Raw genomic sequence first — 18,516 nt, forward strand, 5'->3', positions numbered from 1 at the left:
ATATTGATTTTATTAAGCTACTATTGGATAATTTACAAATTGATTTTTGAAATAACTAAAAATGCTTGTTTGGAATTTTTTGTTTTTGTTTATTCCTAAATACAGTGATTTATCTCGATCGAGCCGATGGATAATATTATGTGTTTTGGATACTTTTTTGACTATTGTGTCAATATTGTTAGCTTCAACCCTTTTGTATGGTTTTGAAGAAACACTGACATTATTTGAGAGCGGAATGGTATTTATTGTTGGTTATATAATTTTGAAAATTATTGTTTTTTTCCTATTTGGCTTATATCGTTCTGTAACTAAATATACTGATGTCAGCTTTCTTTTTTCTCTGAGTAAATCTTTGAGCATGACTACTATTGTGGGGATTATGCTAGTCTATGTTTTACATCAAAAATATTTAACATCATCATTAATTATCATAGATGCTTTAATTTGTGTTGTTTTTATTACTGCTTTACGTTTAACCCTTCGATCGATCATAAAATTACAATCAAACTTAAGCAAGAAAGAAAATTTAGTTATTTATGGTGCAGGGGCGGCAGGATACCAATTAGCTCAAAGTTTAAAAGAAAATTCTGAATATAGATTATTAGCTTTTGTGGACGATAATCCAGAATTACAAGGAAGAGAACTTCTTAACTTTCCTATTTACAGCCCTCACATTTTAGAATCTTTATATCAAAAAAATCGTTTTAATACCCTCATTTTTGCTATACCCAATTTAAGCGTGGCACGAAAGAAAGAAATCATTAAAGAGTTAGAAAATTTACCCTTAGAATTTAAAACCATACCGACTTTTCAAGAATTATTATCAGGAGAGGTTTCAGTTTCTCAAATTAGAAACATCAACATTGCACAACTATTAGGTAGAGAAGAAATTACTCCCGATGATAGTTTGCTAAAAATCAATATTACTCATAAAGCCGTTTTAGTTACTGGTGCTGGAGGTTCGATCGGTTCTGAATTATGCCGACAAATCATTCAACTACGTCCAAAATGTTTAGTCTTATTTGAACTCAATGAATTTGCTCTTTATACCATTGAAATGGAACTAAAGGAGGAGAAATTAGATGTTCCGATATACCCTTATTTAGGAAATATAACAGATCAATCCTATTTTGAAGATATTTTAAAACACCATCACATTGAAACAGTTTATCATGCGGCAGCTTATAAACACGTTCCTCTGGTGGAAATGAATCCAGCTATTGGTGTCTATAATAATGTAGCAGGAACATTAATTACCGCTCAAAGTTCGATCGCCTGTGGAGTAAAAAACTTTGTTCTCATTTCTACGGATAAAGCCGTAAGACCAACCAACGTCATGGGTGCTAGTAAAAGAGTTGCCGAATTACTAATACAGGCTTTAGCCTCTCAAAATAATATACCAACAACCTTTGCCATCGTTCGTTTTGGTAATGTGTTAAACAGTAGCGGTTCTGTTATTCCTCGTTTCCGACAACAAATCAATGAAGGAAAACCCATAACCCTAACCCATAAAGATATAACCCGTTACTTTATTTCCATACCCGAAGCGGTGAGTTTAGTAATTCAAGCAGGTGCGATGGCAAGGAGGGGGGAAATATTTTTATTAGATATGGGCAAACCAGTAAAAATCTACGATTTAGCAGTAAAAATGATAGAATTGAACGGATTAATTCCCCATAAGGATATACCCATTAATATAGTAGGTTTAAGACCGGGAGAAAAACTCTATGAAGAATTATTAATCGATGAAGAAAATAGTCGCCCTAGTCAACATCCCCAAATATTTTTTGGCAATGAACCAATGATAGCATGGGAAGAACTTAAACCACATTTAGAAAATTTACTTTGTCAATGTCTGGAGAAAAATAGTGAAGCTGTATTAGATAAACTAAAATTTTTAGTGCCAGAATATCAACCTCAGAGTTTATCAAAGACAACATAACTTTCTCTAATATGTTAATAATGATTAAAACTTTCAATGGTTAACAATACTAATATCTCCAACATAATCTATTCAAAATGTATAAAATGTTTATTTAATCTAATACCTAACCTGAGTTCGATCGTCCACAAAACGATTATAGATTGTGTCATTCTCTCCAAAAACAAGATTTTAGCCTGAGCCTTAAGTCCTGTTAACTTTAATGTTTTTACTTTAATTTTTAAAATTATGTTCTTAAATACTTCCAATAACTCTCACAATGTAATCTCCGAAAGCCCCGAATTGAATCAATCAGTATATCTAAATAACAATAATCAGATAGTAGAGGATGACGAGATTGATATTGGTGAATTGTTCAAAATTCTTCAAAGAAGAAGTTTAATTATCATTGGTACAACTATTACTTTAACATCCTTGGGGGTAGCGTGGGTTTTGAGTAAACCTCCTGTTTATACTGGTACGGTTAAAATGCAGGTGGAATCAGTAAATGCAGGTGGTTCTGGATTAGGAAACTTAGGTGGTTTAGCCGGAATGGCAGCTGCCACTAGTGGAGCTGGTTCTGTGCTACGAAGTACTGGTTTGGACTATGAAAGTTTAACTACTCTTTTAAAAAGTCCTTTTGTGATGGACTCCATCATTCAAGATATACAACAAAAATATCCAGCAATAATTTACTTACCTGATCCCAATTTAGAAGAACAAGAAAAAGAAATCTTGTCAGAAAACTTTAATGTTCGACAACCAGGGTTGAACAAAATGTTGGAAATCAGCTATAAAAGTCAGTCAAAGAAAAAAATCTTAGATATTTTAAATGAGGTGGTAAATGGTTATTTACAATTTCAAGCAAAAGAATCAGTTCAAAATCCTACACAACAACTGGAATTTACAAGAAATCAAATCGATCGATCTCGTCAAAGAGTAGCTAATTTAGAGTCACAGGTAGAAAATTTCTTGATCAAGAATACTTTAATTAGCCCTGAGTCACGAGGTGCTTCTATAAGTGCACAGAATGGCTTTCTACGGCAAGAAAGACAAAGAATATTGTTAGAATTAGAAGGTGCAAAAAAACTTTCTGCCAGACTACAACAACAGTTAAGATTAACTCCTGAAGACGGAGTAATTGTAACTCGTTTAAATCGTGAACCTTACTATATCAAACTTCTTACCCAAATCAAAGATTTAGAATTAAAAATAGCGACAGAAGGAATTAGATTAGGATCAGAAAATCCTACTATTGAACAATTGGAAAAAGAAAGAGAAGAATTAGTTGTTTTACTCGATCAAGAAAGTCAAAGAATTTTAGGTATGCCCTACAAAAATTTATCTTTAGATACTTTTTCATCTTTCTCTAGTACTCCTACCGTAACACAACAATTTTTTGATGTTAATAATCAAATTCAAGTTTTAGAAGCTAGAAGGCAAGGAATCAATCAAGCCCAAGTAGCATTAAATCAAGAGATAAATAATTTATCTACTCTCAATAAAGAATTTATTAGTCTTCAACGAGAATTAAGAATTGCCACAGAAAACTTAACCCGATTACTAGCCTTGAGAGAAAACTTGGAAATTGAAGTGGCAAGACAGTTTTCTCCTTGGCGATTATTAACACCAATCGACGAAAGTATTGTTGTTGAAGATTCTGGAAAGACAAAGATACTTGCTTTAATTGGTATAGGGAGTTTATTTGTTGGTATTATGCTTGGTTTTCTGGTAGATAAATTAGACCCTAAACTATATAGTACAATCGACGTTAAAAAGATTGTGGGTTTACCCGTGTTAGGGACAATTCCTAATAATAGAAAATTGTTTAGTCTGAATCCCCAAAAATTTGCTCAGAAAGAGTTACTGGTTTTAAAAGGTTTATTTACTGATAATTCTAAGGGTTTTAATCTGGATAATTATTTTTCTATTTATAATAATATTAATGCTCTGAGTTCAACTCGATCGATCAAATCCATTACGATGGCTACTGTTGATGCTAATCAAGGACAATCGATCATTAGTATTTATTTAGCCAAAGCCGCAACCTTAGTAGGCAAAAAAGTGTTATTAGTCGATATGAATTTGCGAGAGCCTAAGTTGCATAATTATTTAGGGTTAGAAAACACCAAAGGAATTAGTGATGTTATCACGAATGATATTCCTGTCAATGATGCCATTCAAACCTCAAAATTAGATAACCTATTTGTACTGACGGCGGGTAGTCAAATCGCTAATCCTGTGGGCATTTTATCTTCTGATAAGATGGAAAGTGTCACTCAAACACTAAAAAATGAATTTGATTTTGTTATTTATAACACCCCTCAATTAATGGAATTTTCTGATGCAAAAATTGTGACTCCCTTAACGGAAGGATTGTTATTTATCATTGCTTTAGGAAAAACTAACAATGCAAATTTAGAAAAAGTAATAGGTGAATTGCAAATAGCGAGATTATCTGTATTAGGAATGATTATTAATGGAGAAGGATAATAGATAATAAAGTTAAAATTCTTCCCTCTCCCAATCAGTAAACTTAAATACGTCTTAGCTTATTAAAGTATATCTTTTCTTTTTTGCATAAACCATGCGATCGAGATATAAATAAAACTATGGAGAAGGAGAATTTGCCAGTTTAAACTAAGGTTACTCCAATCAGGATCATAAACATCGGTGATTTTGAACGGAGGCTCAATTTCCGTGCCATCTGGTAATATCTTCACTTCAGGTACAAGATTATTAATATTGACCAATGAGCCATAAGCACCTACAGACCAACGACTAATCATCGACCATGACAAATATTTACCGATACCCTCTATTTTGAATAACACGCCAGAAAAGATGATTTGAGGTAACAAAAGCAAGGGTAAAGCGCTGTTGGCTTGGGTACTATTTTTCACTGTAGCAGAAATCATTAAGCCTAGGCACATGGAAGCAAAAAGAGTTAAAAATGTAGTGATACTAACCCCTGCTAACCATGAAATGGTTTCCGATTCTGGAGGAGAAAAAGCAAATAAAATCACCCCTACCATCAAGATAGTTTGTAAAAATGCTAACCCACTTAATACCCCTATTTTTGATTTTAAATAGGCAAATAAATTAAGGTTTACTAATCTTTCTCGTAAATAAATATCGTTCTCTTTTACTATTTCTTGTAAAGAGGTGGATAAGCCAACCCAAATCGCCGCCGAAGTGAAGACAAATAAGACAGTTTGAGTTAAAGGTGCTAAGGCAGGATCAGCTTCTTCTGGTAAAATAAAAGGTTCACTTTCTCTGATAGCTAAATCAATTAAAAATATGCCAATAGGAGCTGTTAATAAAGAGATAATTAAGTTCGTTTTATCTCTAATCATTAATTGATAATATCTTTGGGATAAAATTGCTATTTGTTTTAATAAATTGCTCTTAACTTTTTTAGGCTTAATAGTGGCTTTATTTTGATGATCTGTACCTAATTTTTTTGTTATATATTTATCGTAAAATTCTGATTTTTTAAATTTATTGGATGTATCAAAAACCGCCTCTTTACTATCTAATTGTATATAAATATCAGCAAAATCTCCCGTTGTTAAATTAAAGAATTTAGTAGCGTCTTCATAATCTCCAAAATAACATAAATTGCCCCCTTGCCCTAAAAATACCAGTCGATCGCAGAGGTTGATATTAGTAGTTGCATGGGTAACAAGAATAACTGTTCTTCCTTGATCAGCTAATTTTCTCAATAATTGCATCATTTTTTTGTCTAACCCCGGATCTAATCCAGAAGTAGGTTCATCAAGGAAAAATAACTTAGGATCAACTAATAATTCTACTCCGATCGAAACCCTTTTTAACTGTCCACCGCTCAAATTTTTCACAAAAACATCACGCCTTTCTACCATCTCAATATCCACTAAAGTTTTTTCGATAATGGCATCAATATCAGTATCAGGAGGCAATCTTAATTTAGCTGTATAGCGTAAAACTTCTTCTACTCTCAAATCACGATGAATAATATCAGCTTGAGGTACATAACCTATTTGATTGCGATAAATATTAAAATTATTTCTTAAGTTTTCACCGTTTAAATATACAGTACCCGAAGTTGTCGGTTCAATACCCAATAAAGTGCGCATAAAAGTTGATTTTCCTGCCCCACTTCCCCCCACTAAAGCTACTAATTGCCCCGGTTCAATAGGTAAAGAAATGTCATTTAATAACGTAATAGATTTACCGTTTTTATCTTTAACAACCCGTAAAATATTTTCTGCATCTAAACGGATATTTTCACCGCTATCAGCGATGAGTAATTCATCCCCGTGAATAACTAAAGTATAGGGAGCAATTTTGATAACTGAACCAGATTTTAAGTTGACTTTTCCATCAACTTTGACATCATCAACAAATACCCCATTACTGCTATGATCATATAAAACATATTCCCCTTCTTTTTGATAGTCAATAACGGCGTGTTTACGAGAAACTGTAGGAGCAATTAATTGTAAATTAGCAGTTTCATCTCTGCCTAAAACGGTAGATTTTTGCTTTAAAGAAATAGATTTTTTGCTAATATTTTCAGTAGAAAAAGCCTTACTAGGATCAAAAAATTGAATGGTGACTAAAACATTGACATTTTGCCCTATTCTGATGGTATCACCGTTATTTAATCGATAACCTTCCGTGGGAGTAATTAAAGAGTTATTGATAAATAATTTATTACTACTAGCATTATTTCGATCGCCATCAAAGATATAATAATCATTGTTAATTTTTTCGATCGTAGCTTGACAACGACTAATTACGGACCAATCCGATGGTAAAATAAAATCAGCTAAACTGGGATCTCTTCCTAAAATATGTTGAGGTTTTCTTAACTCAAAATAAGGAGAAATTTGACCTTGATTATTAACAATAATATAAGGAGAGGTTGCCAAAACAGTGGAACTACTAGAAAAACTATTCATAGAGTAATTTAATGAAGTGGGGGTATTGCCTACAATTTATTTATCATTTTACTGAAAAATTAACAAGAAAATTCTTAAGTTTAATTATAAACTGGGAGGTATCCAAGTTTACGGATAAATTTTATTATATAATAAAAAATAGATAAAATCATTGCACAAAATGGTAAAATAAAAAATAATGATGATAACAAATCAAAGTAAATATTTACAAAAATTATATGAAAAAGATGATAATTTATGGTTAGAAAAAACTATTGAGTTATTAAAACAAAAAAGATTTAATGACTTAGATTTAGACAATTTAATTGAGGAGTTAGAAAGTTTGGGAAGACGAGATAAATCAGCAGTAAGGAGTCTAACAGAACAAATTATTAGGTATCTTTTATTATTGCAATACTGGCAACAAGAATCTATCAGAAATGCTAGTCATTGGCGTTCAGAAATTGTTAGTTTTCGCAGTCAAATAGAAGCTGATTTAACAACAAATTTAAAGATTTTTTTAGAAAAAAAATTATCTAAAATATATCAATCTGCTTTAAGATATAGTCAGGAAAAAACAAATCATTCTGTTGATTTTCCTCAAAATTGTCCTTATAGTCTTGAACAAGTTTTAGATCAAAATTATTTCTAATTATAATTTATTCATTATTCATTATTCATTATTCATTATTCATTATTAACTATTAACCATGATTTCAACATTTTTATTAACTCTTTTATTGATGATTGGTTTATTCTTTTTCATTCGAGGAAGTATCAAAGATAGAACTGAAATTGTTACAATATCTTGTCAAGATAGTCAAGATAATATATTAAGTTATTTAAGGGATTATTTTCAACAAAGAGCCTATAAAGTAAGCTCGATCGAACCTGATACCAATAAAGTTACCTTAGAAGGTTTAGTCTCTCCTAGTGTTTTTTTAGCAGTTTTTTTAAGTTTTTTAGCAGGTTGTGGATTGTTTTGTTTTGCCCTAGTTTTATCAATGTTATTTTCCACAGAAACTTACTTATTTATTTGGCTATTAATACTTTCTCCATTAGCAGGTTTTTTCTATTGGAAAGGTGCAAAAAGAATCGAAAAAGTAGCCTTTCGTTTAGATGAAAATAATCAATCCAATGATACTATAATTACTATTCAAGCTCATCGAGATGAGTTGATTCAATTACAAACAAATTTCCCTTTTAATTATTCCGTCAAAGAATAATGGAGAATTAAGAATGCAGAATTGAGAATGCAGAATGTAGAATAAAAATAAGAGACAGGTAAGGAGAATTTGGAATTAGGAGACTAAAAGACAGGTGGAATTAACAAATAGTTATTATTTTCTGATGGGGGGGGGCTTAATATATTAAGCCCCTACGTTACTCATTACTCATTACTCATTACTTTTCCCTTTCTTCATCATTGGACTTTTTTATCACACCCTATTAAAGATTTATGCAGTTAACCACTCAAGAAATTAGTTACTATCGAGATCAATTAGCCGAATGTGAACCTGCTATGATGGCATTAGATATGATTGAAGATGCTGAAGGTGATTTAGAAGATGGTGCAACCTCGATCGCACTTGCCATAGGACAATCGATCGATCGGGTGGATTGGTTAGATGGTTGGGCGAAACGCTGTCGGGTAGCCATTTGTGAGGAAAATTTAAGAGCAGATTTACAAGATAATTACATTGAAACCGCAGTAAATGCCCTATTAGAGAAAAAAATTTGCCCTCCCCTATTAATAACTCCTGTTATTATTTATGTTATTAAACAAGGAATAGAGCAATTTTGTGAGCCTCTTTCTTATAGAGTGAATAGTTGATAGTGAATAATGAATAGTGAATAGTTATTAAAATAGACGTTAGTATAAATAATATCAGGTTTCGAGATTGCTTCGTTACCTCGCAATGACAATTTTAGTAATTTTTACATGAGTCGCTTTAGCAGACGTTAGCTATTAGCCATCAGATTGCTTCCTGCCTCGCAACGCTGCGCGATTTATTACATGATGGGTTATTGATTAACGACTAAAACTATTTTTACTTCTTCATTCTTTATTCTTCATTCTTCATTCTTCATTCTTCATTCCTAATTTAAACTATGGCTTTCCATGAGGAATTAAATCAGACAATTATTGACTATCACCCTATTCTGATTTTACCCGATACTTCTTTTACAGATGTGGTAAAAAAAATGGCGATGGGATATGAATATTTGATAGTGGTAAATAATTTAATTCCCATTGGTGTTATTTGTCAGAAAACCATCCTCAAAATAATTGCTTCTAATGTGAATATTTATTCTTTTAGGGCAAAAAATTTTTGTGAGAGTTTTCCCTGTTATCAAGAAAAAGAATTACCTAATATCTTTATTCTTGCTGAAAATATTTATCATAAAAAATATCCCATTTATGGATGTTTAAATGAAGATAATAATATCATAGGAATTATATCGGCTAAAAGTCTTTGTCGTTACTTTAATACTGAATCTTTTTATCAAAGTATTCCTATATCAGAGTTAATTGAACCTAATTTAACTGTTGTCCATGAAAATAATAGTATATTGTCTATTATAAAAAAACTAAGTAGTAATAACAATATTGATGGATTTATTTTTGAGCATGATTGTCGTTTAAAAATCTTTACTTATCAAACATTAATAAATAATCTTCTTATTCCTGATTGGAAAAACAAAACTATTGCGGAATTAAAACTTAATGAGTTACCCTGTCGGGAAGATACTGAAAAAATTAGTCTAATTAGCAACTTAATAGTAGAAAATTCTTATCTATTAATTAACCATGATTTTCCTCATTCAGAAATTAATTCTTGTTTGGTAACTGATTATTCTAATGACTATAAAGATAATTCTGATAATTATTATTTTAAAATATACGATCGATTAAATATCATCAGCGCTCATCATTTAATCAAAGTATTAACCCCTTCTTGGCAACAGGAATATTTAAGACAACAACAAAAAGAATTAAACAGAATAAAAACCGCTTTTAAAGTAGAAAAAAAACAGGTTGAGCAAGAAAAATTACTATCACAACTTAGTCAACGCATTCGCAAATCTTTACATTTAGAAGAAATTTTAAACAGTACTGTTAATGAAGTAAGACAGTTTTTAGATTGCGATCGAGTCATCGTTTATCAATTATACCCCGATGGTGACGGAGTTATTATCGCCGAATCTGTCGTCAAGGGAGTAATGTCGATCGTTGGTAGAGTAGTACAAGATCATTGTTTTGTCAAAGACTTTATCCAACCTTATCTCAACGGGAGGATTCAAGCCGTTAACAACGTTTTCGAGGCTAATCTTTCCCCTTGTCATTTAGATTTATTATTGGGTATAGAAATACAAGCTAACCTAGTGGTGCCGATTATATTCCATGATGGTTTATGGGGATTACTCGCAGCCCAAAATTGCCGTCAACCCCGTCACTGGTTAGAAGATGAATTAGAATTACTGCAAAAATTAGCGGCACAAGTTGCGATCGCAATACAACAATCAGAATACGCCCAAAAAGCCCTCCAAGTGGCACAATATCAAACCGCCATTGCTAGTTTAGGCAACACTGCCTTAATCAATAATGACTTAGAAACCCTAATGGAAACCACCGTTAAGATTGTGGGGGAAACTCTCAAAGTCGAATATTGCGATTTGTTACAATTACAACCAAATAGAGCCTCTTTTGTGTTAAGAGCAGGGATAGGTTGGACAAAAGAATGGATAGGGTTAGCTCAAATTGGTTCGTCACCTCGTTGGATGCCGGGTTATACATTAAAAGTCATGAATCCAGTCATCACAGAAGACTTGATGATAGAAACCCGTTTTAGCCCTTCCCCCATTCTACACAATACTGGTATTATCAGCGCTGCTACCGTTAATATTGGCGGAAAATGGGATTGTTTTGGGGTTATGGGTATCTACAGTAAAACCCCCCGTAAATTCACTCCCGAAGAAATTAACTTCTTACAAACCGTTGCCAATGTTTTAGCTACTGCTATTGATAGGACTCGATCGCAACGACAACTAGATTACTTTTTTAACTTATCCCTAGATATGTTTTGTATCACAGGGGTAGATGGTTCATTTAAACGAGTCAACTCTAGTTTTTTAACTACCCTAGGATATAATTCCAGTGAGATGATCAATCAAAATATGCTATCTTTTGTTCATCCTGACGATGTGGAAATTACCAAAGAAGAATTAGAAAAACTCAGTAATGGTTTCCCTAGCGTTAACTTTGAAAACCGTTGGTTAACCAGTGATGGGCAATATCGATGGTTAGCATGGAAAAGCCTCCCCTACGAAGAAGGTATTATTTACGCCACCGCCAGAGACATAACCTTAGCCAAACAAGCCGAATCGCAACTGCGCATCCTCAATGAAGAATTAGAAAGTCGAGTCAAAGATAGGACAGAAGAACTCGAACACACTACCACTCAATTAAGAACATTTGTCCAGACTACTGGTACAGTTTTAGTGGTACTCAATCAAGATTATCGTATAGTAGAGTGGAACGAAGAAGCAGAAAAAGTGTTTGGTTGGCGTAGAGATTCAGTTTTAGGAGAAGACTATTTCCTATTGTTTATTCCTCCATCTGAAAGAGAGTCTTTTAAAAATACATTAAATCTCACTTTACACCAAGGACAAGTTCATCGTAATTTAGAGAACAAAGTATTAACTGCCGATGGTAACGAAAGAACAATATTATGGAATGTTAACCGTTTTACCGATAATCATGGAGAAGGCATTGGTATTATTGCCTGTGGGCAAGACATCGAAGAAGTAAGATTAGCCCAACTTCGTTTAAAATTAAGTGAACAACGTTTTCGCAGTATTTTTCATCAAGCTGCCGTTGGTATTCTCCAAGTAAGTCTCCCCGGTAAACTAGCTTTAGTCAATGACAAGTTTAGTCAATTAATCGGTTATTCCCGTGATGAGTTAGTGGATATAGATTTTCATTCCCTCATTCATCTCGATGATGTTTCTCCTACCCTGACAGATTTATCTAGTTTATTAGGAGGAAATAATGCTACTTTTGAACGGGAAATCAGGTTAATATGTGCTAATGACAAACTTTTATGGGTTAATCTTACTATGTCTGTGGTATGGGTGTCTGTCGATCCTTCTTACTTTATCGCTGTAATTAACGATATTAGCGATCGAAAAAAAGCAGAGGAGTCTCTACAACAAAGCGAAGCGAGATTAAATAGTGTGCTAAGTTCTTTACAGGATGTAGTTTGGTCAATGTCTTTACCTGACTTAAATTTACGATACATTAACCCTGCTTGTCAGATATTATACGGCTATTCTCCTGCGGATATATTAGTGAATCGTGGTATTTTATTAGATATGGTAGTACCCGAATATCGTCAATTAGTAGAAGAAACATGGGCAGATATTATGGAAGACTACCAATTAGGAGTTTTACAAAACGAATACGGTAAAAATTGGGAATTGGAATATAAAATTGAGTTATCCACAGGACATACTCGCTGGATTCGAGAACGATCGCACATAGTGTATGATCAATATGGTAGAGCAATTAGTATCGATGGTATCTCTACCGATGTCACCGAAAGACATGAAGCGGAAGAAAAACTCTTTAAATCCTTACAAGAAAAGGAAATTCTACTGAAAGAAGTCCATCATCGAGTCAAAAACAACCTTTATGTTATCTCAGGATTGCTTAACCTACAATCTAGTTATATCGAAGACGAAGCAGTGAAAAATCTCTTTGAAGATAGTCAAAATCGTATTCAAAGTATGGCGGTTATTCACGAATTATTATACCAATCCAATGACCTTTCTGAGATCAACTTTGCTGAATATATTAACCGTCTGGTATCAAATCTTTTCCTTTCCTATAACCATTATCACACAGGCATCAAACCCGTTACTCATCTGCAAGAATGCTATTTAAGTATTGAAACCGCTATCCCCGCAGGATTATTAATCAATGAATTAGTTACCAACGCCTTTAAACACGCCTTTCCCCAAAGAGAAGGAGAAGTCACCATCAATTTGATTACTAAAGACCAAGAACCTATAAGATTAGAAGTAAGAGATAATGGTATTGGATTGCCTCCTGATTTAGACTGGGAAAGAAATAACTCCCTTGGGTTGCGCCTTGTGAGATTATTAAGTCAACAGTTAGACGCAGAAATAGAAGTGAATGGTAGTGATGAGGGTACTTGTTTTATTATCACTTTTACACCATAAGAAATGTGGATCATAAACTTGAATTAGTGATATTCTAGTACTGGTTTTGGTACATATATCTATGTAGGGGAGGAAGAAAGAGAAAGCATCTTAGCTACTGGTTACAACTTTATTGAGGAGGGAGAAGCCTTCAAAGTGTCTTTTGAAACTCATGATGATTTAATACCTATCTTAGATTAGGTTCGGAGTATTGTAAAGCATTGGCAGATGAGACGAGAAGCCTACACTATACCGAAGGTTAGTATTAGGTACTTCACGAGCGCAAATAACGAGAAAAATTGTAGGTTGTATTTTGAACTCTCGTCATTCTATTATTAGTAAAATCTCTTACGAAATCATAACTAGGATAAGCCATAACGAGAAAAAGAGTAAGTAGAGTAATGTTTTTGAGATATTTAGACATGATTTTACTCCCAGAAGAATGAATGGTTATTGGTGATGAAAAAGATTTATTGCGTCACCAGATTATTCCTTTGCTATCCTTCACAATGACAGATAACATTTCAATTAATTGAGATTGCTTCGTTGCCTCGCAATGACAATATTTGAGTTTATAGGAATGACAATATTTTGCTTAAAAATGTTTCGAGATTCCTTCGCTATTCCTCGAATCACAATATTATTCCTCTTTTCATAGCATTATTTTTTCGTTCATGTTCGATCGAGATAGGAAAATGCTAAATTTATCATAGCATAAATAAAAAAAATTTTAAGAATCTTCTAAAAACTGCTCTAAAGTAATTAAATTATCATTTAATAATTCTGTATAAATAATGTTACCTTCATTTATATGTTCGGGATGATACCCTAATCTAAGTAGGGTTTATTGTGCTTCATTTTCTCTTATTTCTATCCTCTTTAGTTTATTTTTCAACACATTGTTATCAGTATCAGAAATTATTGATTGCGTGGAAAGTATCTTATTTTGTTTCATAAGTTTGTGTAAGGGTTGCACAAAAGTCTTTTTTACTTGAAATCTATTATAAATAATTTTTGAGTACCTAATCTTTAAATTTTCTTACCAAAGATGTTGATTTTTAACCAAAAATCTTCGATCGAGCAGTAGAAAACAGGTACAATAATCAGACTAAGAAGGGTAGAAGTGATTAAACCGCCAATGATAGCTACCGCCATAGGTTGCCTTAATTCTGCACCGACACCCCACCCCAAGGCAATGGGTAACATTCCTAAGATGGTAGAAAAAGTTGTCATTAAAATCGGGCGCAGTCTTGTTACGCCTGTTAAAATGATGGCATCTTCCCTTGACATTCCTTTTTGACGTTGTTGCTTGGCATAATCTATTAAAAGTAAGGCATTTTTGTCGAGTAACCCTAACAAGAAAATAACTCCGATGAGAGAAATCATACCGAAGTCGCTTTGAGTGATAAGTAAAGCCACCATAGCGCCGACAATGGATAAGGGTAAAGTAAAACCTACGACTAAAGGTTCAATTAAACTACCGAATAACAACCATAGTAACGATAGCATAAACACGATCGAGAGGACAAAGATAATAGTAAACTGTCGGGCAACTTCCTTCATTCTGCCGTAGTCTCCTCCTAAAAAGATATTGACATCCGAAGGGAGTAAAGGAGAGATGGTATTAACAACTTCGGTGGTTAAATCACCTAAGACGTAACCCGGTGCTATGTTTGCCGAAAAAGTGATCGATCGAACCCCGTTAAAACGTTCTATAGTAATGATATTATCGATATTATCAGGTAAATCAGGAGACACCGTTAAATCCGTTAAACCAGATGAATTTTCTAAAGAAGGCTTTACTTCTATCGCCGTTTCAAAAAGAGATGTCAAATTTTCACCCTGTAAAGCAAAAGAAAAAGGTTTCCCGTCTCCCGTGTCAACAAATTTTATATCCTCAACACTGATACTTACCCCTTTAATAATTGGTAGATTTTCTCTTATTTTATTTTGTACTTGGGCAGTGGAAAATTGTCTATCCTTTCTTAACTTGACATAAATTTTACCCTTATTAGGTTGCCCACGAAAACCGACAATATTAAAAGTTGACTCCACTTCAGGAATTTCTAAAATAGAGGCTTCGATGTTATCTCCAACACGGCGACTTCTTCGTAACAGAAAACCATCGGGATTTTGACGAATTTCCCCTAACCAGCCAAAACTAGAAGAATTATCATCATTAACGGGGGTTTCCTCCTCAGAATTTTGATTAACATTCCCACCTATGGGAATATTCGGTAACTGGCTAGTATAGATAACGTTAAATTCTCCTCTGTCTAATTGAGGAATAAAACCTTGGGGAATCAACGGAATTAAACCAATACCGACAATGAAGCTAGTTAAGGCAATCACTAAAACAATTTTACGATGAGATAATGACCATATCAACAGATTACGATATTTCTCTAAAACTCGATCGCCTAAAGATTCAAAATTAAGAATGAATCTCCCTTGTCTGCCTGTCTTCCTATCTGCCTGTCTTCCTGTCTGCCTGTATTCCTGTCTTCCTGTCTTCCCCCTCCCCTTTTCTTCCTCCTCTCCTCCCTCTCTCAGGCTTTCCCCTCTCTGAGACTTCCCTAACCATAACATAGCCAAAACGGGAGAAAGAGTGCGCGCCACTAACAAGGAAATGATGACGGCGGCGGATACCGTCAAGCCAAAAGGTTTAAAAAATTGTCCCACATTACCCGTAGTTAAGGCAACGGGAAGAAATACTGCCACAATAGTTAAAGTTGAGGCGGAGGTAGTCAAACCGATTTCGTCACTACCTTTTAACGCCGCCTGTTTAGGAGTTTCTCCTGCTTGTATCAGACGGCTAATATTTTCTACATCCACAATGGCATCATCTACCACGATACCGATAACTAACGCAAGAGCCAATAATGTGATACTTTCTAGGTTAAAATTCCCTATCGCCATGACAATAAATGTACCCAATAAAGATATAGGAATAGCTAAGGCGGTGATAAGGGTGGCTTTTATGTCACCCAGAAAAGGAAATATTATGACTATGGCTAAAATGATAGCTAAAACTAAAGTATCGATCGTGGCTTGGGTGGCTTCTTTAATATAAGTCGCCTCCGTTTGCGCAATATTTACCTCAATATCACTATCAGTTAAAGAGGGAGTTAATTTTGTCATGGCAATTTCTACATCTCTAACCACCTCTAAGGTATTGCCATCTCCTCGTTTAATCACTTGAATACCTAATCCTTCTTCACCATTAAAGCGAATCAAAGAGGGAGATATATCTTCATTATCAGGAGATTCTAAGCCGAGAATATTTATCTTAAGGATACCTTCGATCGATTCTAAGGGGGGAATAATTTTTTCTGTGGCGATAGTCGTTATTTCTTCTACAGTTAAGTTTTCGCTAGTCAAGACATAACTAATAGCTGATGACTCATTCAAGTTATAGGGGAGTATCTCGATCTCGCTGTATGGTGGTAACTTTACAGTTTCAAGTACTTTTTTGATGCTATTTTCGGCATTATCGAGGCTATCTCCTGCAAAAAACAGGGAGGTGATAACAGTTTGATTAGGAAAGGTTGAAGAAGCGACACTTTCGATCGAATCAAGGTTAAGTATAGACTGCTCGATCGGACTTGTCAAATTAGTTTCTGTTTCTACCACCGTCTCGAAGTTACCCGAAGCGCGAATGATGATAACGGGAAAAGTCACATCAGGAAACAAGGCATATTTGAGGGAAGAAAAAGCCAATAACCCTGCCACACTAACCGCTATCCAAAAATTAATAGTTAACCAAGGGTGATGTATCGCAAACCGAGAGATATTTAACCGTTGACGTAAAGAGAAATTCATAGAAAATGAAGAATAAAAAAATGACTGAAACTCTTAACTCTTTCCTTTTCCCTCTTTCCTTTTCCCTATCATCACCAGTAAACTTCAATGCAAACTAGCTTAATCTTTTGATTTATTTAGCAAACCCTAATTAAAATAGAAATCAAAACTATTATTAGATAGGATTTTAGCTACTTATAAAATGGTTATTCTACAGTAATTATGTAAAATTAATAGAAAATAATTATTATAAACTTTATCATCTATAACTTTGATTATTTTAAAAATGCAATTGTTATAAATTAACAGTTTGAATTTAACCTAATACCTGCAACCTGATACCTGACACCTTTTTTTAGACATAATTTAAGTTTAATGAATTAATCGAGGATCAAATAATGTTGCTTTATCAGGCTCTCTTTTAAACCAAGGAGCAGTTTTTTTACATATCTCTACTAACATTAACATAACGGGGACTTCGATCAAAACTCCTACTACAGTAGCTAATGCCGCCCCTGAATTTAAACCAAATAACATCACCGCCGTTGCGATCGCAACTTCAAAATGATTACTCGCACCAATCAAAGCGGCTGGGGCAGAATCTTCATAGGATAAATTCAGTTTTAAAGCGATAACATAACTGATAAAAAAAATAAAATTAGTTTGAATAAATAGGGGAATTGCTATCAAGAAAATATGCAAAGGATTGTTAATAATTAATTCTCCTTTAAAAGCAAATAAAAGAATTAAAGTTAATAATAAAGCACTAATCGCAATAGGGGAAAGATAATGTAAAAATTGAGTTTCAAACCATTTTCTACCTTTATATTTAAAAATCCAATAACGACTAAAGACAGCACAAATTAAGGGCAATCCCACATAAATTAACACCGAAAATACGATCGTTTCCCAAGGCACAATGACATTATTTGCTGATAATAATAACTTGCCTAAAGGTGCGTATAAAAACAACATTGCTAAAGAATTTACCGCTACCATGACTAATGTATGAGCTTGATTACCATAGGAAAGATAACCCCACATCAACACCATCGCAGTACAAGGAGCAATGCCTAATAAAATACAACCTGCGATATAAGATTGTGCTATTGTTACCACTTCCCCCCTAATAATTTCTGTTTCAGTGAGTAAGGGAGAGAATAACCAACCCAGAAAAAATTGAGCAAAAACTACCATAGTGAAAGGCTTAATTAACCAATTCACCACGAGAGTTAAAACGACAGGTTTAGGAGTTTGTATCGCTTTTACTGCCTGTGAAAAGTCAATTTTCACCATGATAGGGTACATCATGAAAAATAAACAAATAGCGATCGGGATAGAAACATTATATATACTCATGGCATCAAGATTTTGTGCGATCGAGGGAAAAATACGACCGAATCCAATCCCTAATACGATACAAAGTGCTACCCATACCGTTAAGTATTTTTCAAAGAAACTCAAGTTACTTCCAGCTTTCACAGCCGAAATATTTATTTGATTATCCATATACACTAACCAAGAAAAATTGTTTTAATCTTTTTGTATTTGTAGAAAAAATAATATTGAGACTAGAATTAAAACCAAAAAATCTGATTAAACTTCTCCAAAAATTAATATTTTATCACTGTGAAACAGGCATCT

9 protein-coding genes are annotated in these 18,516 nt (G+C 33.6%); 6 read left to right on the forward strand and 3 right to left on the reverse strand.

Annotation, left to right across the window (positions count from 1 at the left end; genetic code table 11):
* Nucleotides 1–61 precede the first annotated feature (61 nt).
* Together ACN4EE_RS03485 and ACN4EE_RS03490 are read left to right on the forward strand one after the other, a co-directional pair.
* A complete protein-coding gene (locus ACN4EE_RS03485) occupies nucleotides 62–1,942 on the forward strand; it encodes a polysaccharide biosynthesis protein (RefSeq protein WP_431705005.1) in 1,881 nt (626 codons plus the stop codon).
* A gap of 282 nt (nucleotides 1,943–2,224) precedes the next feature.
* Nucleotides 2,225–4,414 (forward strand): GumC family protein, encoded by a 2,190-nt coding sequence (locus ACN4EE_RS03490; protein ID WP_431705006.1) that lies wholly within the window; start codon nucleotides 2,225–2,227, stop codon nucleotides 4,412–4,414.
* 62 nt (nucleotides 4,415–4,476) lie between these two features.
* On the opposite strand, the gene ACN4EE_RS03495 is transcribed toward ACN4EE_RS03490, so the two are convergent.
* Nucleotides 4,477–6,867: an FHA domain-containing protein gene (locus tag ACN4EE_RS03495; protein ID WP_431705007.1), complete on the reverse strand. Its 2,391-nt coding sequence runs from the start codon at nucleotides 6,865–6,867 to the stop codon at nucleotides 4,477–4,479.
* A 178-nt stretch (nucleotides 6,868–7,045) separates the two neighbouring features.
* Here ACN4EE_RS03495 and ACN4EE_RS03500 point away from each other — a divergent pair, with 178 nt between their 5' ends.
* The 4 genes from ACN4EE_RS03500 to ACN4EE_RS03515 all read left to right on the forward strand — a co-directional run bounded on the left by ACN4EE_RS03500 (nucleotide 7,046) and on the right by ACN4EE_RS03515 (nucleotide 13,092).
* Nucleotides 7,046–7,498: a DUF29 domain-containing protein gene (locus ACN4EE_RS03500; protein ID WP_431705008.1), complete on the forward strand. Its 453-nt coding sequence runs from the start codon at nucleotides 7,046–7,048 to the stop codon at nucleotides 7,496–7,498.
* Nucleotides 7,499–7,556: 58 nt separating this feature from the next.
* Nucleotides 7,557–8,072 (forward strand): cofactor assembly of complex C subunit B, encoded by a 516-nt coding sequence (locus ACN4EE_RS03505; protein ID WP_431705009.1) that lies wholly within the window; start codon nucleotides 7,557–7,559, stop codon nucleotides 8,070–8,072.
* 233 nt (nucleotides 8,073–8,305) lie between these two features.
* On the forward strand, nucleotides 8,306–8,680 hold the full coding sequence (locus tag ACN4EE_RS03510) for a hypothetical protein (RefSeq protein WP_431705010.1): 375 nt from the start codon (nucleotides 8,306–8,308) through the stop codon (nucleotides 8,678–8,680).
* 278 nt (nucleotides 8,681–8,958) lie between these two features.
* A complete protein-coding gene (locus tag ACN4EE_RS03515; protein WP_431705011.1) occupies nucleotides 8,959–13,092 on the forward strand; it encodes a PAS domain S-box protein in 4,134 nt (1,377 codons plus the stop codon).
* Between the two features lie 1,008 nt (nucleotides 13,093–14,100).
* Here the strand turns inward: ACN4EE_RS03515 and ACN4EE_RS03520 are convergent.
* Together ACN4EE_RS03520 and arsB are read right to left on the reverse strand one after the other, a co-directional pair.
* Entirely contained in the window at nucleotides 14,101–16,893 is a 2,793-nt protein-coding gene (locus ACN4EE_RS03520; protein ID WP_431705012.1) for an efflux RND transporter permease subunit, read from the reverse strand.
* Between the two features lie 351 nt (nucleotides 16,894–17,244).
* Nucleotides 17,245–18,381 (reverse strand): ACR3 family arsenite efflux transporter, encoded by a 1,137-nt coding sequence (gene arsB / locus ACN4EE_RS03525; RefSeq protein WP_431705013.1) that lies wholly within the window; start codon nucleotides 18,379–18,381, stop codon nucleotides 17,245–17,247.
* Nucleotides 18,382–18,516: the final 135 nt, after the last annotated feature.

Origin of the sequence: Geminocystis sp. CENA526 (assembly GCF_050753365.1) — a bacterium.
In the GTDB taxonomy this organism is placed as follows: domain Bacteria; phylum Cyanobacteriota; class Cyanobacteriia; order Cyanobacteriales; family Cyanobacteriaceae; genus Geminocystis.